This is a genomic window from Acinetobacter sp. WCHAc060006, assembly GCF_004209135.1.
In the GTDB taxonomy this organism is placed as follows: Bacteria; Pseudomonadota; Gammaproteobacteria; order Pseudomonadales; family Moraxellaceae; genus Acinetobacter; species Acinetobacter cumulans.
In genome coordinates this window covers 76,906-94,127 of the sequence record NZ_SGSS01000006.1, presented here as the reverse complement: position 1 = coordinate 94,127, position 17,222 = coordinate 76,906, and the positions used below count along the sequence as shown (strand labels likewise).

The 17,222-nt window shown below is 40.3% G+C and carries 19 protein-coding genes; 7 read left to right on the top strand and 12 right to left on the bottom strand.

Going from position 1 to position 17,222, the window contains the following annotated elements:
- Positions 1–5: 5 nt before the first annotated feature.
- Positions 6–1,103, bottom strand: coding sequence for an undecaprenyldiphospho-muramoylpentapeptide beta-N-acetylglucosaminyltransferase (murG, locus tag EXE29_RS05470; RefSeq protein WP_120364085.1), 1,098 nt, complete (start codon positions 1,101–1,103; stop codon positions 6–8).
- Positions 1,104–1,448: 345 nt separating this feature from the next.
- Positions 1,449–2,399, bottom strand: a complete 951-nt coding sequence (gene gshB / locus EXE29_RS05465; RefSeq protein ID WP_120364138.1) for a glutathione synthase — start codon at positions 2,397–2,399, stop codon at positions 1,449–1,451.
- A 633-nt stretch (positions 2,400–3,032) separates the two neighbouring features.
- Here gshB and EXE29_RS05460 point away from each other — a divergent pair.
- A complete protein-coding gene (locus EXE29_RS05460; RefSeq protein WP_106984297.1) occupies positions 3,033–3,242 on the top strand; it encodes a cold-shock protein in 210 nt (69 codons plus the stop codon).
- 139 nt (positions 3,243–3,381) lie between these two features.
- Here EXE29_RS05460 and EXE29_RS05455 read toward each other — a convergent pair whose 3' ends face one another.
- A complete protein-coding gene (locus EXE29_RS05455; protein ID WP_130125645.1) occupies positions 3,382–3,795 on the bottom strand; it encodes a hypothetical protein in 414 nt (137 codons plus the stop codon).
- Between the two features lie 297 nt (positions 3,796–4,092).
- Positions 4,093–4,743, bottom strand: a complete 651-nt coding sequence (gene pyrE / locus EXE29_RS05450) for an orotate phosphoribosyltransferase (RefSeq protein ID WP_120364086.1) — start codon at positions 4,741–4,743, stop codon at positions 4,093–4,095.
- A gap of 40 nt (positions 4,744–4,783) precedes the next feature.
- Here pyrE and EXE29_RS05445 point away from each other — a divergent pair, with 40 nt between their 5' ends.
- Positions 4,784–5,602, top strand: a complete 819-nt coding sequence (locus EXE29_RS05445) for an exodeoxyribonuclease III (RefSeq protein ID WP_120364087.1) — start codon at positions 4,784–4,786, stop codon at positions 5,600–5,602.
- 514 nt (positions 5,603–6,116) lie between these two features.
- Entirely contained in the window at positions 6,117–6,464 is a 348-nt protein-coding gene (locus tag EXE29_RS05440; RefSeq protein WP_106984186.1) for a Spx/MgsR family RNA polymerase-binding regulatory protein, read from the top strand.
- A gap of 79 nt (positions 6,465–6,543) precedes the next feature.
- Here the strand turns inward: EXE29_RS05440 and EXE29_RS05435 are convergent, their stop codons facing one another.
- Positions 6,544–6,981, bottom strand: a complete 438-nt coding sequence (locus EXE29_RS05435; protein ID WP_106984185.1) for a DUF2147 domain-containing protein — start codon at positions 6,979–6,981, stop codon at positions 6,544–6,546.
- Between the two features lie 157 nt (positions 6,982–7,138).
- Between EXE29_RS05435 and EXE29_RS05430 the strand changes: the two genes are divergently transcribed.
- Positions 7,139–8,050 (top strand): alpha/beta hydrolase, encoded by a 912-nt coding sequence (locus EXE29_RS05430; protein ID WP_120364088.1) that lies wholly within the window; start codon positions 7,139–7,141, stop codon positions 8,048–8,050.
- Positions 8,051–8,226: 176 nt separating this feature from the next.
- On the opposite strand, the gene EXE29_RS05425 is transcribed toward EXE29_RS05430, so the two are convergent.
- Positions 8,227–8,796 carry an FMN-dependent NADH-azoreductase gene (locus EXE29_RS05425; protein ID WP_120364089.1) on the bottom strand — a complete coding sequence of 190 codons (570 nt, stop codon included), beginning with the start codon at positions 8,794–8,796 and terminating at the stop codon, positions 8,227–8,229.
- 261 nt (positions 8,797–9,057) lie between these two features.
- Between EXE29_RS05425 and EXE29_RS05420 the strand changes: the two genes are divergently transcribed.
- A complete protein-coding gene (locus tag EXE29_RS05420; protein WP_117006568.1) occupies positions 9,058–10,260 on the top strand; it encodes a GGDEF domain-containing protein in 1,203 nt (400 codons plus the stop codon).
- Here EXE29_RS05420 and EXE29_RS05415 read toward each other — a convergent pair.
- From EXE29_RS05415 to EXE29_RS05395, 5 genes are all read right to left on the bottom strand, one after another.
- Positions 10,257–10,901 carry a glutathione S-transferase family protein gene (locus tag EXE29_RS05415; RefSeq protein WP_120364090.1) on the bottom strand — a complete coding sequence of 215 codons (645 nt, stop codon included), beginning with the start codon at positions 10,899–10,901 and terminating at the stop codon, positions 10,257–10,259. The two genes, EXE29_RS05420 and EXE29_RS05415, sit on opposite strands and share 4 nt — an antisense overlap.
- An 11-nt stretch (positions 10,902–10,912) precedes the next feature.
- A complete protein-coding gene (gene dsbD / locus EXE29_RS05410) occupies positions 10,913–12,730 on the bottom strand; it encodes a protein-disulfide reductase DsbD (RefSeq protein ID WP_120364091.1) in 1,818 nt (605 codons plus the stop codon).
- A 48-nt stretch (positions 12,731–12,778) separates the two neighbouring features.
- Positions 12,779–13,489, bottom strand: coding sequence for a transporter (locus tag EXE29_RS05405; RefSeq protein WP_228198715.1), 711 nt, complete (start codon positions 13,487–13,489; stop codon positions 12,779–12,781).
- Positions 13,490–13,580: 91 nt separating this feature from the next.
- Positions 13,581–14,123 (bottom strand): ankyrin repeat domain-containing protein, encoded by a 543-nt coding sequence (locus tag EXE29_RS05400; protein WP_120364093.1) that lies wholly within the window; start codon positions 14,121–14,123, stop codon positions 13,581–13,583.
- Between the two features lie 162 nt (positions 14,124–14,285).
- On the bottom strand, positions 14,286–14,657 hold the full coding sequence (locus EXE29_RS05395) for an HPF/RaiA family ribosome-associated protein (RefSeq protein ID WP_106984177.1): 372 nt from the start codon (positions 14,655–14,657) through the stop codon (positions 14,286–14,288).
- 511 nt (positions 14,658–15,168) lie between these two features.
- On the opposite strand from EXE29_RS05395, the gene EXE29_RS05390 reads away from it, so the two are divergent.
- Together EXE29_RS05390 and EXE29_RS05385 are read left to right on the top strand one after the other, a co-directional pair.
- Positions 15,169–15,915 (top strand): outer membrane protein OmpK, encoded by a 747-nt coding sequence (locus tag EXE29_RS05390; RefSeq protein ID WP_120364094.1) that lies wholly within the window; start codon positions 15,169–15,171, stop codon positions 15,913–15,915.
- A 97-nt stretch (positions 15,916–16,012) separates the two neighbouring features.
- Positions 16,013–16,513: a GNAT family N-acetyltransferase gene (locus EXE29_RS05385; protein ID WP_120364095.1), complete on the top strand. Its 501-nt coding sequence runs from the start codon at positions 16,013–16,015 to the stop codon at positions 16,511–16,513.
- Positions 16,514–16,568: 55 nt separating this feature from the next.
- Here the strand turns inward: EXE29_RS05385 and EXE29_RS05380 are convergent, their stop codons facing one another.
- Positions 16,569–17,054, bottom strand: coding sequence for a DUF1877 family protein (locus EXE29_RS05380; RefSeq protein WP_120364096.1), 486 nt, complete (start codon positions 17,052–17,054; stop codon positions 16,569–16,571).
- Positions 17,055–17,222 lie beyond the last annotated feature (168 nt).

Here is a 17,222-nt window from a genome sequence, read left to right as displayed (position 1 = left end):
TCGTATTACAATTCTTGAATTAAACGAACCACATGCTGTGCTGCATCTGGCTGTGCCTGCTGACGTGCTTTCACTGCCATTTCTTTCAATAATTGGCGGTTCATCAGCGGTTGGAGCAGTGTCGCTAAACTTTCTGGCGTCATGTCTGCTTGCGGGCATATTTTCGCAGCATTAATGTTCGCTAGGAATTTGGCATTTGCAGTCTGGTGATCATCCACGGCCGAAGGAAGTGGAACAAATACCGCTGCTAAACCGGCGGTGGCAATTTCAGTGACTGTTAAAGCACCCGCACGGCAAATAATTAAATCGGCTTCAGAATAGGCTTTAGCCATATCTTCAATAAAAGGTGACACTTCCACTTGGAGCGTTTCAGGTGCGTTGGCATACAACGCTTGTGTTGCTTCCGCATGATTTTGCCCACATTGATGAAAGACCTGTAAAGGCACATTCAACTTCTGTAAAGCCAAAGGCACACATTCATTGAGTGCTTTTGCACCCAATGAACCACCCACAATTAAGATCCGTAACGCTTGACCCGCTTTTTCACGCTCTTGGTAGCGCCATGATGGATTCAATATTTCGGTAATTTCTTTACGTACAGGATTACCTGTCGTCACAATTTTGGTGCTTTCTGGAAAGGTATTTGGAAATGCCTGACACACAGTTGTGGCCACACGCGACAATTGCGTATTGGTAAAACCCGCAATCGCATTTTGCTCATGAATAATGACAGGAATACCCAAAATACGTGCTGCTAAGCCACCAGGCCCCGCAACATAGCCACCAAAGCCTGCAACAGCATCGACCTTTAATTGCTTCATGTATTTCATGGCACTCAACGTGGCTTTTAAAATTTTAAACGGTGCTAAAACTTTACGCACGAGGCCATTACCACGTACACCCTGAATGTCAATTTGATAAATTGGAATATTGTGATTTTTTAACAGACGGTTTTCCATACCTGTCGGGGTGGCTAACCATGACACTTGTATGCCTTTTTGTTGTAATTCTTTGGCAACAGCCAAGGCAGGAAAAACGTGCCCACCAGTACCTGCGGCCATCATCATGACATGTTTAAGCTGTTTTTGCGGTGCGTCGGTCACGTTAATTCTTCAATTTAAATAATAGAGATTAAAAGGTGTTTATAGGTTGACAATTGTAATCACAAACGCATTGCGGTGAAAGATGATTTAGTTTTTTTCACAGCCGCCACTCATTGTTTTTTTCTACAGAAATTCGAGTTTAAACTAGTTTTATTATTAATCATGCGTTTTTGGCAAACTTTTACATTTTTTATGCAAATAGAAGCGCATATTTACAACCTACCCCTCCCCTGCTTAAACGATTTAAATAAATTCATCACACTAATTTTAACTTTTGTTCTACTTTAAATCACACTCTAACCCCAAAGGCGCTGTCATTACAGCGCCATTCTTTGAACCCATGCCTTAAGCTTTTTGTTTTAAGCCTGCTTCAAGCACATCAAATAGATCATCCGCAATAGACGTACCAAACTGCGCATCAATTTCACGTACGCATGTTGGACTTGTCACGTTAATTTCTGTCACGTATTCACCAATCACATCCAGCCCCACAAAGACCAAACCTTTTTCACGTAAGAAAGGCCCAACTTTAGCTGCAATCGCTTTGTCATGTTCAGTTAATGGACGTGCTTCACCACGGCCACCAGCAGCCAAATTACCACGGGTTTCACCATTTTGAGGAATACGCGCTAAGCAATACGGTACTGGCTCACCATTGACCATCAAAATACGTTTATCACCATCCACGATTTCTGGAATATAACGCTGCGCCATAATCGGTTGTTGACCCATTTGCGTCAGCATTTCTAGAGTTGAACCAATATTTGCACCCTCAGCAGTTAAACGGAAAATCCCCATGCCACCCATACCATCTAGTGGTTTTACAATCACATCTTGATGCTGTGCAATAAATTCACGAATTAAACTTTGTTGCGATGTCACGAGCGTTGGCACTTGTAACTCAGGAAACTGCGTTGCAAATAACTTTTCATTACAGTCACGCAGGCTTTGAGGTTTGTTAATAATCCACGCACCTTCACGTTCTGCCTGTTCTAAAATATACGTGGTATAAACAAAGTTCATGTCAAAAGGCGGATCTTTACGCATTAAAACGACGTCATAAGCCGCAATAGATTCTTTTTGTTGTGCACCTAATTCGTAATAGTGCTCATAATCTTCAAATACTTTTAATGGGGCAATCAAACCAAATGCCTTGCCTTGATCAATATATAAATCTTGCTGTAAAGCATAACCCAATTCATGTCCACGACGTGCCGCTGCCCAAAGCATGGCCATAGAAGTATCTTTTTTCAGGTTTACACTTTCGATGGGATCCATCACCACAAGTACGCGCATGCTGTCTGCTCTTTTAAAAATAATCTGGCAACGAGTATAACGGAGAATAATCGTTTCTTTAGTTTCAATTTCGCTAAAGCCCAAGACCTTCTTGCTTTCTTTTACTTTGTGTATTCATCATTTTTCATGATGCAGTGGACGTTGGTGAAACACCGCAGCCGAATCATTAAGACTTAAAAAGTTTCATTACAGGCTTTTTATTTAAACAGTACATTCGCGGATAAAGATCTGAATTTATCTTTTGGGAGCAGTTTAATTGGGAAATTTGAGTTATTTTTTAAACTAATCGAATAAATTTATGCCAAATTGGTCAACTCAAGCAAACTCTGTCATAGAATTAGTGTAGGATGTTGGTAACGAGAAAAAAGTGTTGCCTAGGTAAACATCTTTAAAGTGCCGCCAGTTTAATTAATAAACTTTCGATTTTTCAGATTTTTATTTCCAATCCTTTTATGACCGCCTTTGATTTGAACTGGTTTTTTAACTTGTATGCCGTTGGCGTGTTGCCAATTATATGCAAGACACAAAGAATATCGGGTATAATATGATGTAAAGGCGTGATTATTCAAGTTACCCCTTTTCAAGCCATGCTTCATGGCTAACATTATTAAAAATTTTGTAATAGGTTTTCTTATGTCTAATGCAGTGACTGGCACAGTAAAATGGTTCAATGAAACTAAAGGTTTTGGTTTTATTCAACAAGACGGTGGCCCTGACGTGTTTGCTCACTTCCGTGAAATCACAGGTTCTGGCTTCAAAACTTTGACTGAAGGTCAAAAAGTTTCTTTTGTTGTTGTTGAAGGCCAAAAAGGCTTAAACGCTACAAACATCGTTGTTCTTTAATTTAGAACTGCGTTAAAAAAAGCACCGATTGGTGCTTTTTTTATGGCAATCTATTTCTCTCTTGGTCAAACCCTGCGTTGCGCATAGGCTCAATTGCCCTTAGCTACACGCTAGCTCGCGCTCAACCGTCAGTTTTACGCTAAATAATATTCCAGTGCAGAACTTTCGCACTCGCTTTGTTACTTTCCAAAGTTAAAGAACAAATTGAAGGATAGTCTTTCGGTTTACCCGCCAAATCTACGCTACGCTTTGACACATCACTCAGATAAAAATTATAAGTCGCCCCCATACTACTCAGTGCATAAGCACGTTGGTTGGTTAAGGTCTCATTACTCATACTTTCAATTTGTGCCTTGGTTTTCCCCAAAGAGTTTTGGCACTGCGCACCAGTTAAATAACCTGATTTAGCACGTTTAGATGATTGCGTTGCTGTAGTACTCGTCGTTTGTTGCGTACTTGCGAGAGCCTCATTTAAACTTTTAATGCCTTGATTTAAGGTGTTGTTAAAGGCTTGTACATTTTCAGGCATCGACTGACATCCTGTTAAAGTCATTGTGCATATCGCTGACGTTAGGACCAGCATCTTCTTCACATTCATTTCCCCCAAACTCCCTCATGTTTTTAAAGTGCCCCGAGCTTAAAGCCAAACGTTAAAAACAATCACCCATTTAATACTAAAGTTTATATTTTTAATTTATTTTCATATATTTAATTATAATTAATAAATTTTAAAATCTTTTATGGATTAACTTTTAATCGTATTAAAGACCATATCTTAGCCCTGACTCTTTTCTGCAAGCATAAAAAAAGGAAGCCAAAGCTTCCTTTTAATCGTGTTGATTCCGTCGGATTAGATGCCGTATTTCACACGGTAATCTTCCATTTTCGCTAAAGCGTCCGTTTCACCTTTCGCATCTAAATAATCCATTAAGTCTTTCATGGTAATTAAAGCATGCACTGGGATTTCTAATTCTTTTTGGACTTCTTGAATTGCAGATAATTCACCTTGGCCTTTTTCTTGGCGATCTAATGCAACCAATACGCCCGCAATTTGCGCGCCAGCATTTTTAAGGATGGTTACCACTTCACGAATGGCCGTACCTGCGGTGATCACATCATCAATGATCCAGACTTTTTTACCTGCAACCGAAGCGCCTACCAATACACCACCTTCACCATGGTCTTTTGCTTCTTTACGGTTAAAACCCCAAGGTACGCTCACGCCATGGTTTTGAGACAATGCCACAGCCGTTGCTGCTACAAATGGAATACCTTTGTATGCTGGGCCAAAAATCACTTCAACATTTTCGCATTCAGTTAATTTAGCTGCATAGCCTGCAGCCAAGCCTGTTAAAGCCTCACCATCATTCAACAAACCTGCATTAAAAAAATAAGGACTCACACGACCCGATTTTAAAGTAAACTCACCAAATTTAAGCACACCACGTGATAATGCGAGTTCGATAAAAGCTTGTGGATTAAATGCCGCTTGCGCTGTCATAGGGTGCTCCATTTTTTTAAGTTTGAGGTTAAACCTGAGCATGATACCAAAGAGTAGCTATCCAAGTGATCAAAAAATTCTGCGTGTCGTTTCAATTAACGTAAACGGCTTACGTTCGGCAGAGAAAAAAGGGATTTTTGATTGGATGGCAACATCCGATGCGGATGTCATCTGTATGCAAGAATCTCGAATTACGCATGAACAATGGACAGATAAATTTAAACCCGAAGGCTGGTTTACCCACTTATTCCCAGCCGAGCGCCCAGGCTATGCAGGTACGGCGATTTATAGTCGCTATCCATTTGTATCCGTGACCAATGGACTCGGCTTTGAACTTGCAGATTCACAAGGTCGCTTTATTTCTGCTGAATTTGATTTAGGCTTAGCACAATCTGCACACATCTGTTCTTTATACTTGCCTTCAGGTTCTTCAGGTGAGGAAGCCCAAGCGCGTAAAGATTTATTCTTAAATGAATATAAACAAATCTTGAAGCAATGGCGTGATGAAAATAAATCTGTGATTGTGTGCGGTGACTACAATATCGTGCATAAGCGCATTGATATTAAAAACTGGTCGGGCAACCAAAAAGCTTCTGGTTGCTTGCCACATGAACGCGCTTGGCTAGACCATATTTATGATGACTTAGGTTATGTCGATACCTTCCGTGAAGTCCGCAAAGAAGCCGAGCTGTATTCATGGTGGTCAAACCGAGGGCAAGCTCGTGCCAAGAATGTCGGTTGGCGGATTGATTATCAAGCATGTTCTCCTGACTGGAAAAAGCGTACTATTAATGCATGGGTCTATAAAGAAACATGGTTCAGTGACCATGCCCCAGTCATTATTGACTACCAGCTTTAAGCTAAAATTAACAAAGATTGAGTGAACACCCGTTCACTCAATTAGTGTCAATTTCTCACAATGCATGTCGTATTTTCAGATTTATCTCAATCTCGAATCAGCGCATTATTACCGCACGGCACAGGGACATGTCAGGATGACACAAAAGGATAGGACGCCGTAGGAAGAAAATAAAATAAGTAATTTATTTTACTTATTTTCAAGGATGTGACAATGGACGTTGAAATGAGACCCGCATGATCAGGATGATTAAATGCGGGTTTTCTCTTTTTAAATCGTTTGTTTTTTCTTCTTATTTTCACTCTATTTATATTCTGTAATTTCACACATTATTTTTACTTTTTTATTCTAGTACTCTCTTTTTTTTATCTGTCTTTTTACTTACTTTAATCATTAGAGATGTCAGCAACGTGACGATTGCAAGTCAGTTTCATGACAGCATAGTTCTTTGAGATAGAATTGGTTAAGCTAGCCCTACCCATCTCATTTTTGAACTCGTTTAGGATCCTTTGCTATGCTTAAAATTTACGGCATTAAAAACTGTAGCACCATGAAAAAAGCCTTTGATCTACTGAATGAATTAGGCCTTGCCTATGAGTTTCATGATTATAAAAAGCAAGGCATTGATGCTACACATGTAAGTGCATGGTTAGATGCCAAAGGTAGCGACATCATTTTAAATAAAAAAGGCACAACTTGGAAAAAGCTAACTGAAGAAGAACAGCAACATGCTTTGGCTAGCCAAGAGAATTTAGTTGCTACTTTGACCACACATAGCAGTATGATTAAACGCCCTGTGCTCGAAACAGAACAAGGCTTAATTGTGGGATTTGATGAAGCTACCTATCGCGCTTTAAAATAAACAACGTTGTATATAGTTTGTGAGATTAAAAAAGCCCGACAATTGTCAGGCTTTTTTATCTTTAAATATGTGATTACACTTAGTGTGCACGTATCCACGTTTGGTTACGACCTAAGGCTGCTACGCCAATAAAGCCACGAAGCTCTAGTTTTTTACCACCATCAGCTAACTGGCCTTTTAATTTATAGGTTTTGCCTGATTGCGGATCTAAAATTGAACCACTTTCATAGCTGTTATCACCATTATTTTTTAATCCACTCACAATACGCAAGCCTTTAAGTGACTTGTTATGATATGGACCTTCGCATTTAGTACATGCGTTTTCTTCACCTGGTGTCAAAATCGCTTGGATACTGGCAGTTAATGTTCCATTTTTTTGCTCTGTAAATTTCACCAACGCTTTAGGTTGGTTTGTTTTGTCATCAATGGTTTTCCAAGTTGTACCATTTAAAGGGTCTGCCGCATTAGCCAAAGCGGTTAAACCTAGCAATCCTAATGCAAGTGCAATTTTTTTCATTTTTTTGATTTCCCTGATTTGATTTTAGAAGCTTACACATAGTATTTTGCGCCGCAACAAATATTCAACTATTGATTGCAGCTATTTAGTGTAACCTTGTAAATAAAAGAGGTAAATAACCTCATCAGTAAGAAAATGATAAGAATACAGGAAGAATATGACAATCTCGCCCATCACCAAACAACTCTTCACGGAGCGCTTTCTGAAAACAGTATTGCGCGCACCGAGTCGCTTCAATTTACCTGCCTCAAGCTTACGTTTTTCATTAGAACAATTAACCAAACTCATTCCACAAAATAAAAGCGTAAAGGTTCGTCCAATTCGTTTGGCTGGCTTACGTGCTGAAGAACTCAAACCCCAAGCACATTCCACACAATTAATTTTTCATATCCACGGTGGTGCATTTTTTTTAGGCTCGATGAATACGCATCGGGCCTTTTTAACTCAGGTTGCAGCACGTACGCAAATGCAAGTGTTACATGTGGATTATCCACTGGCACCTGAGCACCCACACCCAGAAGCGCTAGATGCCGTATTTGATGTTTATTGTCAATTACTTGATCAAGGCGTTTTAGCCAAAGATATTATTTTGTCTGGTGACTCTTGTGGCGCCAATTTAGCCTTAGCATTGGCCCTGAGAATACGCCAAGAGCAACTACCACAAGCCAGTGGTCTCATTTTGCTGTCACCATTTTTAGATCTTACGCTCAGCAGTGAATCTTTACGTTATAACCGTAAGCATGATGCGCTGTTGTCTATTGAAGCCTTAGAAGCAGGTATTGAGTATTACGTTCCGACAGGGATGGACCGCTCTGACCCGAGCATTTCCCCTTTCTTTGCTGACTTAAAAGGCCTGCCCCCTGTGCATATACAAGTGGGTTCGAAAGAAATTTTGCTGGATGATGCACAGCGCTTTAAAGAAAAAGCCGAGCAAGCCAAAGTGGATGTTGAATTTAAAATTTACACGGGCATGTGGCATAACTTTCAAATGTTTAGTGCCTGGTTTGACGAAGCACGCCGTGCCATCAGCGATTTATCTGACTTTGCACACCGCTTAGATCAAGACTAAAATCGCTATAATTCGGCAATGCATGATTGATCGCATCCCCGTCAAAACATGCGACATATAGTCTTCAGACAGCATTAAAAAATAAAAAAGGTCAGCACCAGCTGACCTTAAATACAAAGACTGAACAGAATAAAATACGAGGGAGAGAAATCTGTCCAGCTTACAGCCTCAATACATTATGAAATGCTACGAATCGCTTCAAAAGCATTGGTCATCGCCTGTTCTTTCGGCTCTGCACCCATATTAACACCTTCTGCACGAATCACTTCAACATCAGAAACACCTGTAAAAGTGAAGACCGTTTTAAGCAAACTTTCTTGGAAGTCCACTGGGCTGTTTTCACCATAGATGCCACCACGACTACTCGCGATATACACTTTTTTATCCCCTGCCAAACCAACAGGACCATTTTCTGTGTATTTAAATGTTCGGCCTGCAACACTAATACGGTCAATCCATGCTTTTAACGTCGACGATACGCCAAAGTTATACATTGCCGCACCAACCACCACGATATCTGCATCCAAATATTGTTGTACGAGTTGTTCACCTAATGCGCTTTGTTCTTCATTTTTCCCCATTAAAATATCAGCACTTAAATGTGGAATTGGTGTCGCAACCAAATCTAAATGTTGTACTTGAGCAGTCGGATATTTCTGAGTTAACTGCGCTACGATCGCTTGGCTTAACTGACGAGAAACTGAAGCATCACCCATAATACTTGAATCGATATGTAAAACTTTCACGTGGCTACCTATAACGATTATGTTCTAAATTAAAACAAGTTTAATTCATAAACGTTTATAGAATAATCCTTTAATTTAAGACACTATGTCTTAAAAATAGAACAAATATTTTGGCTAAATTTTACACTCACTTTCGACTAAAGGTTAAAAATTGGTTATTAGATGTTCGACGAGTTATGTGTTATGTTAATAATATGTATATCTATCTACATAAACTCAAAGAAAAATTTTAATAGACCGAATACAGGCCTGTTGTAAATAATGAATAAAAATTCGCCTCCGCAAGAGGTATTAGACAAGCATAGAATCACCAAATTCTTGATTGAAAATGAAGCAATCATGAATTGGAATATATTAAAAAAATGTATTTTAATGCTGATTTTAGGTGCTGCTGTTCATGTGACTTGGATCATTTGGAAAGTCTCTGTCCTACTCATGCCCAATCTTTGGCAATGGGTCGACTTACCTTTATTAAAATTTCAACTGGGCCTTAATGTTGTTTTTTTAGTTCTAATGTTGTTACTCATCTATCCCTGTTATGCATGGAAAGATAGGCGATGGGCCCAAGTCGTTCTGCCTTATATTTCAGTCGGTCTGTTTGTGGTTTCATTATGCCGTGATGGCTATGTAGTAGGTGTACTCAGCCCTGCAACGATGACAGCCTATGTGAGCTTGGTGACTGTTGGTTTAGTTCTGTTTCCACGCGCCATTGTATATAGTGCGTTTCTTCCTGCAACGGCGTATTTAACGGGATGTATGTTCTTAAGCCAATGGGGCTATATCCCCTACTCGCCGGTTTTTCACATCACAAGTTATTATTTTAACAATGACTTTTGGCTCATTTCGATGGCCTTTTTCATTGCCCCCATTCTTATTACATGCTTGGTTTTATTTGAGATTTTATTGAGTCAGTGGCGTTACCGCGAACGTCTGATTAAAAAGCTGAGCCAAATCGACCCACTCACCAATTTATTTAATCGACGCCAAATCAATCAGTGTCTCGATCAAATTGTGCAAGAGCATGAACAAAACTATGCTTTGGTACTTTTAGACCTCGATCACTTTAAGTTTATTAATGATGATTATGGCCATCACAAAGGTGATGAAACCTTAGTTCGTGTCGCTGAAGTGCTCAATATGCACTTACGTGATAGTGATGTGGTCGGACGTTTTGGTGGAGAAGAATTCATTTTAATTTTACATAAATCTAATCTCGAACAAGCCACGCAAGCCGCCGAACGTTGTCGTAGCGCAATACAAGCACTTGAGATTTACAGCGATGATGGTGAAAAGATTCATGTGACCGCCAGCTTTGGCATTGCAATTTCACATGCAGAACTGCGCCCACAGCAGTTATTGAGTCAAGCCGATAAAGCACTGTATGAAGCCAAAGCCAGTGGTCGTAACCGAGTAAAAACGTTTACGCTCAAAGCACAACCCGACACCGCCACAGCACCACTTTAAGCGACAATTTCCGCCCTAGCCCCCTGTATCCATAAGCGCACTGCAGGATGAGCCAGCATTGTATGCATATACTGCTGTGAGCCCGGATGAACAGCGAATTGATAGCTGATTAAACGACTCACCACAGGTGCATAAAAGGCATCAGCAATTGAAAAATGACCACATAAAAAGCCCTCTGGCTGTGGACGTTCAGCCCATATCTGCTCAATACGCGCTACATCTTGACGTAAATCAGAATAGGATGACCATAAAACTTGGCCTTGTTGAGCCAAATTTGCAGTGATATTCATGGGACAATGGTTGCGTAAGGATGTAAAACTGCTGTGCATTTCTGCACTGATGCAACGCGCACGTGCTCTCAACATACGATCTTCAGGCCAAAGATGTTTAGCTGGAAATAGTTCTGCCAAATATTCACAAATGGCCAGCGAATCCCAAATGACATGATCATCATGCACCAAAGCAGGCACCTTTCCATTCGAATGGAGGCTTTGCATGGTCTGCGCAAATGTGTTTTCCGCTTGATCTGGCGTCGAAAAGCGTACCAGTACTTCTTCAAAAGGCAAATCAAAAGCAGTACAGACCAACCATACCCGCATTGACCAGCTCGATAGGTTTTTATTGCCGATATATAAGTGCATGCTGACTCTCCCTATTTTTTGCCTACACCCTCAAAATCCTTGAGCTGACGCAATAATTCAGCCTCAGTAAATGCGCCTGTCAAACGTAGGCCTCGTACTTCCTGATGTGTATGATCTAAAAATAAATAGGTCGGTGGGCCCAAAATATCCCATTCATTTAACAGCGCCTGATGGCCTGCATCATAATGGCTCAAATCCAGTTTAATCAGATAATAGGGTGCCAATGCCTGCTGAACAGTCTCTGATTTTAAAATCCGATGCTCAATTGGCTGACAAGCCACACACCAATCGGCATAAACATCAATCACGGCTTTTTGGCCTGCTGGAATCTGCTTTAACAGTTGCTCAAATTCAGTACTGGTTTGGGCACGATGCCATTGCAAGTCTTGGTTCGAGCTTGCCACTAAAAAGCGCTGGCTTTGTTGATATTGGCTATACAATAAATAGGGTACTGCGAGACACAACACCACAATATAGAGCCATTTCAATTGACTGTTGCGCTTAAAAATATGCCATAGCACATAGGCCACAAAGCTGAGCCCCAATGCCAAAGAAAGCCATTGCATCCATGCATCGCCCATTAATGGACGCACAAAATACAAGGCCAGACCCAACATGAGAAAAGCAAAGAGCACCTTGACTTGGTTCATCCATAAACCCGCCTGAGGCAAAATACGCGAACCCAGTACACTCGCAAGGAGTAAAGGCGTTCCCATCCCAAAACCAAGCGCAAACAGGAGCAATGCACCCTGCCACTGACTTTGGGTTTGAGAAATAAACAGCAATGCCCCTGCCAATGGAGCAGTCATACATGGACCAACCAATAGCGCGGAAATCATTCCCATCACACCAGCGCCCAGCAAACTACCACCACGTTGCATGGATTGCACACGATCCAAACGGTTCATTAAGCCTTGGGGTAGCTTTAATTCAAACAAACCAAAAAGGTTGAGCGCAAACAGTACAAACAACAAACTAAAGGCAATTAAGGTCGAAGGCTGTTGCAACCAGCGTTGAAAGCTTAATCCAGCTGATGAAGCGATCAAACCTAAGCCCGCATAGACCATCGCCATACTGCAAACAAAAGTCAGTGCAATCATCCAAGCCTTTAAACCCTTGCTATCACGAACAATTAATGAGGTCAAAATAGGGAGCATAGGCAATGAACAAGGCGTAAAAGCCAACAGGCATCCGAGGCCAAAAAACAGCACTAAGCCATAGCCCCACGAACTTTGTGCCAAGATATCTGACCATTGCTGATCTTGAGCACGGTTTGAAAGTTGCACAGCGGAGGATGTAGATGATGAATCCAACGCTCCTTCTGTCGAGTTTGTGGCCAGATTCTGTTCTGCTATAGAAGCATTACTCGGAGCTAAATCTAAAATCCGCTTAGGCGCTACACTTTGATTTTGAACACTAACCAACCCTGATTCATCGGTACGAAAGTCAATACTTTGCGGTGGATAGCACACTCGATCTTGGGCACAGCCTTGCCAAGTCACTTGATATTCGGTAGAAGCTTGTGTCGGTACATGCAGTTGTAACTGCTCAAAATAGACTTGCACATTGCCATAGTTGTCATCATGCAACTGTTGAGCTGGAGGCAATGTTAAAGGCACAGCCTGTTGGCCGTGTTTCACCTCTATTTTGTGCTGATAAAGATAATAATGTTCTGGAATGGTCCAACGAATTTCGGCTTCGTTGTCTTGGGTAGAACTGATTTGTATCGGAAAAGCTTGTTCAGCAGACAGCAGCGCTGGCGCTGCTGATCCTGTCACTGAAGTTAAACTTAATGCGATGGCTACGCACCCATAAGCCAAAATTTTCATGCAACTGGACTCTGCTGATTATAAGATTTTGATATTAGGTTAACGCTCTTAAAATAAGTACGAAACGCCTAAGCCAGACTGATAACCTTTGTAAGCACCATTCAAATCCACACCAACACTGGCATCGAGTTGAAGGCGATCATTGACTGCATAAATTAAACCTGTACCCAAGGTATATTCTTTCTCTTCACTTTCTGCTTTACGGAAGACAAATTCAGAAAAGCCCGATAAATTGCCTGAAATTTTATATTCAATTGTTGGCACAGCAGAAACAGCCCAATCGCTATTTTGAACTTCATAGCGCATGGTTAAAGAAGTGCTGATCAGATCGTTATAATCATAAGCTACAGCTGAGCTCAGACTATAAATATCATCACCATTCGAAAACTCATCATTGCCTGTAGCTAAAATCGCTTCAGCCAAAACTGCCATACTGAGTTTGTCATCATTCAGATCAATGGCTTTTTTCAAGCCAATGCTGACATCACCTAAGCCATGTTCTTCAATACGACGACCAGCAGCTTTGGTTTGAGACCAAGCTGGCCCCTGCCAACCTAACTGTAATTCTAAGTCTTCAGCTAAACCAGTACGGAATAACATGTCGGCATTTAAAGTTGTGGTTTTCACTTTTTGGCCATCAACACGCGCTTCACTATAGCTTGCCGAAGGTAAACCTTGCTCCCACGCGAGTTTTCCAACCGGTGTAATCCCCGTACCAAAGCCCGCACCAGGGCGGTCAAAGGAAAAATCAGCAGCCATTGCATGGCTAGTACAGCCCACAGCCACGGCTAAAAACGATAATGTTTTGATTATTTTCATATCTAGTCTCTTTATCCCGATTAGGTATAGATTAAGCCAATTCCTTCGTCATTTTTGCGCCATGCTTACGCAATAATTCTAAAGTTTGCTTTTCTTCTGCCAATGCTTCATCCCAATTGATTTCATCGAAATCACAATCAAAAAATAATTCACTAATTGAAGACAGAATTGTTAAATCGTCACTGTCTTTAGTATTTGGATTAACTTTTTCATCCAATAAACGTTGCACCGCAGGTGTGCAGGCTGCACTTGCAGCATCCCATAACGGGCCATAAATTTCTTCTGCATCCCAAAGGTGTACATTTGCCTTCGCTTGAATCAACGCTTCCAAAATATCAAGATGAACTGCCAACAACTGCTGTTTTTCTTCTTCTGCTAAAGGCTGACCTGCTTCATACGCTTCAGATACAGTTTCCCACCATTTAAATAGACCATCTGACCACACTGAAATTGCAGGGCCTTTTTCAAGGTCAATAAAGTTTGGATTGAGACCTTCCGCTAAAAGTCGCTTTACTTGCTCAAGATCTAATTCCTCTAAAGCTTGTACAAAAACTTGCTGTTGGGCATTTAACATTTAGAAAGCTCACTTCAATTCATTTTTGTCTATTATGCCGAATAAACGCTCTCTTGTTTGAGCTAAATGTAAAACAAATTTAAATTATTCACTGTCATTAATTTGCATAACTTGATATGCACAAAAAAAGCCCCGAAGGGCTTTTTTAATCATAAAGTCATTTTAATCAAATGCTTCTTCACCAGCTTCATCTGCATCCGCCAATTCTGGCTGTGTACTACGCGGATTTTCTTTTTTCTCAAACAGATGTTCTAAACTGCGTTTTAGTCGATCAATGGCGCCATGAACTGCAGTATCTACATTATGCGCTCGATGATGTACGACGACAGGTTTCAAACCTGCTGGGCGCGCTTCGATCATACACTTGATGTCGTCGTCGCCACCTTTATCCCCATTTTCATCACTTAAATGCACCGAAAAATGCGTAATTCGTTCACTATGACGTTGAAATTCTTGATTGAGTTCTGCACGTATATATGTAATTAAACGATCGCTATTTTGAATGTTTTTATCAGTACGGATTTCAATATTCATAATATCATCCTCGACTTTCTCGGTCTTTCAGTCTTTCAGTATTCTAAAATTGTGCAAAACTTATTTATTTCGGCACGCTTTAACATGCTGTTTTAAAACAGCAAATTCATTTTTCAACTTCGTTTGGAACGTATTCCTCCACATTGAATAATGAACACTTTGAATGTCTGCAGAACTGTGCTCTTATACTTCGAATATCGTGCCTAAATTGATTTTTTGCAAGTGCTATTTTTATATTTTTTAAAATTCCTTACATAATGTAAGACTTTTTACTACAAATTGCTTCATTCCTGTCTATTCCGCACTGTATTGAACGCCATAATCGCCAACTCGGCCTTCAGCTGACATATTTTTTTATCTGAACTATGATGTTTTTTATTATTTGATAAATATCAACATTGTGTGAAATAACACCACAAATAGAATTTAAATTCGATCGTCTGATCATTTTTGGCTTTATTTTTGCTTAAGAATCTGTATGCTTTCATTGCTTCTTGGGGGAGACTTTTAAATGAAACTTACACAAATCGTTACTGCATGTACTTTGGCTTCAGCTGCTGCTTTCGCGCAGGCTGCACCAATCTGGCAAGACTTCAGCATCACTGGCTTATACGGTGAAGACTATGCATTTCCAGGTGCAGGTGACAACAACAAGCAATCTACTGCTACCTTTGAATATACTGCAAAGTTAAAGTACGGTGACTTTTTTGCTTTTGCTGATCGCACACACAATGACTCAGGTAATGCAACTTACTTCGAAGCATCTCCACGTTTAAGCCTTAGTGCTGTTACAGGTCAAAAATTGGAACTTGGTCCAGTTAAAGATATTTTACTTGCAGGTACTTGGGAAGGTAACAGCGCAAACTACCCTGGTAGCGATTTTAACAACTACTTATATGGTGTAGGTGTCGATTTAGCGATTCCTTATTTCCAATATGCTCAAGTGAACTTGTATCGTGCAAACAACGATGGCAACACACCTGATGACTACCAATTAACGCTTGTTTACGGCGTACCGTTCAAATTAGGCTCTGAAGATTTCCTTGTTGATGGTTTCCTAGATTGGTCAACTGCTGAGAAAAATGGCCATGCAAGCGAATTAAACTGGACTACACAGTGGAAATGGAATGCTGGTAAACACATTTCTCCAGATACACGCTTATACCTTGGTATCGAGCACTCTGTATGGAATAACAAATACGCTGTGAAAGACAACAACGAAAATAACGTGAGTGCTTTGGTAAAATACCACTTCTAATGTAGTTGAAATGCACGATTGAAAAGCAAGGCAATATGCCTTGCTTTTTTTATGTTTGAAGCATTCAATATCGTTATCTTTATCATCTGTATAGATTATGGCTTTTATTATACGTGCAGTTCAAGAGACTGACTTAGCTGAAATCGTGGCTATTTATAATCATGAAGTGACAACGGGTTGTGCCACGTGGAATGATCAAATCTATAGCGTTGAAGATTTCAAAAAAAAGCTACTCACTTTTCAAGAAAAACAAGATCCCTTTGTTGTGATTGAGCATAGTGAAACTCAACAGATCGCAGGCTATGCTGATTATGCGATGTTCCGTAATTTTGCTGGTTACCGACACACTGTAGAACACTCCGTTTATATTCATCCGCAGTATGCCCGCCAAGGCTTGGGTAAACGTCTCATGCAACACTTAATTGCACATGCAAAAGCACATCAAGTCCATGTCATGGTTGCAGGTATTGATCATGCTAATCTAGCGTCCATTGCTTTACACCAACAACTGGGCTTTGTACAAACTGGCTACATGCCTCAGGTCGGACAAAAGTTTGGCCAATGGCGCGACTTAGTTTTAATGCAACTTAACATTTAACGCCACGACTCAAAGTTTAGAATGCCACTGAACAAAAGTTGCGTGCTGAACGCGACTAAATGAGCTTTTGTGGATGAATCGCATCAACAATCACACTCATTATGGCCAAATTTTGTCGTGTTGCTTCACGGTAAAAATCTTGCAGTTGTAAATAAATCAATTTTAATTCAGCTAAGTTTAATTCTTGATCAATGGCTTGTTGCGTGGTTTGCGTCACCAAATATTGATAGTGTGTTTTTACAGAATCGACATGAATCGTTTGCAATACCTGATGAATTTCTGCAACGCGTACCACCGTGTTGTAATGGACTGCGCGACCAATATTACGTTCCGACAAAGGATGCTCCGCCTCAATCACATACGCTAATGATTGATTTGGTGCATTTTCAGCATTCAAAATTTTGTTTAAGCTATCCCAAGCACTCCCCAACCAAACATATTGCTTGATTAAATCAGAATCTAAAACATCTTGGGGCGTAGTCGCTTGTAGTATTAAGCGCTCTAAATCATTCGGATGGACCAAAAGTAAAATTGCTTGCATCTCGTTATCTTCTTGTTATGTATTTCTCTGAGCTTAACTTTTCTGGATAAAAAATGTTCACACTTTTTGTATCTAAGCCAATTTATTTTTTTTAAAATCATTGATTAAAAGTATTTTTCTAGTGAATAGTGAGTTTCTAAAATATCAAGAATGATTTGCTTAGCTTTT

Excerpts from the sequence above, each read along its gene's own strand:
- pyrE (WP_120364086.1), bottom strand. The coding sequence starts at position 4,743 with ATGACAGCGCAAGCGGCATTTAATCCACAAGCTTTTATCGAACTCGCA.
- EXE29_RS05405 (WP_228198715.1), bottom strand. The coding sequence starts at position 13,489 with ATGGCTGCTGATTTTTCCTTTGACCGCCCTGGTGCGGGCTTTGGTACG.
- EXE29_RS05400 (WP_120364093.1), bottom strand. The coding sequence starts at position 14,123 with ATGTTAAATGCCCAACAGCAAGTTTTTGTACAAGCTTTAGAGGAATTA.
- EXE29_RS05440 (WP_106984186.1), top strand. The coding sequence starts at position 6,117 with ATGCTTAAAATTTACGGCATTAAAAACTGTAGCACCATGAAAAAAGCC.
- EXE29_RS05380 (WP_120364096.1), bottom strand. The coding sequence starts at position 17,054 with ATGCAAGCAATTTTACTTTTGGTCCATCCGAATGATTTAGAGCGCTTA.
- EXE29_RS05390 (WP_120364094.1), top strand. The coding sequence starts at position 15,169 with ATGAAACTTACACAAATCGTTACTGCATGTACTTTGGCTTCAGCTGCT.
- EXE29_RS05455 (WP_130125645.1), bottom strand. The coding sequence starts at position 3,795 with ATGACTTTAACAGGATGTCAGTCGATGCCTGAAAATGTACAAGCCTTT.
- EXE29_RS05430 (WP_120364088.1), top strand. The coding sequence starts at position 7,139 with ATGACAATCTCGCCCATCACCAAACAACTCTTCACGGAGCGCTTTCTG.
- EXE29_RS05435 (WP_106984185.1), bottom strand. The coding sequence starts at position 6,981 with ATGAAAAAAATTGCACTTGCATTAGGATTGCTAGGTTTAACCGCTTTG.
- EXE29_RS05420 (WP_117006568.1), top strand. The coding sequence starts at position 9,058 with ATGAATAAAAATTCGCCTCCGCAAGAGGTATTAGACAAGCATAGAATC.
- gshB (WP_120364138.1), bottom strand. The coding sequence starts at position 2,399 with ATGCGCGTACTTGTGGTGATGGATCCCATCGAAAGTGTAAACCTGAAA.
- dsbD (WP_120364091.1), bottom strand. The coding sequence starts at position 12,730 with ATGAAAATTTTGGCTTATGGGTGCGTAGCCATCGCATTAAGTTTAACT.
- EXE29_RS05385 (WP_120364095.1), top strand. The coding sequence starts at position 16,013 with ATGGCTTTTATTATACGTGCAGTTCAAGAGACTGACTTAGCTGAAATC.
- EXE29_RS05445 (WP_120364087.1), top strand. The coding sequence starts at position 4,784 with ATGATACCAAAGAGTAGCTATCCAAGTGATCAAAAAATTCTGCGTGTC.
- EXE29_RS05460 (WP_106984297.1), top strand. The coding sequence starts at position 3,033 with ATGTCTAATGCAGTGACTGGCACAGTAAAATGGTTCAATGAAACTAAA.
- EXE29_RS05415 (WP_120364090.1), bottom strand. The coding sequence starts at position 10,901 with ATGCACTTATATATCGGCAATAAAAACCTATCGAGCTGGTCAATGCGG.
- EXE29_RS05395 (WP_106984177.1), bottom strand. The coding sequence starts at position 14,657 with ATGAATATTGAAATCCGTACTGATAAAAACATTCAAAATAGCGATCGT.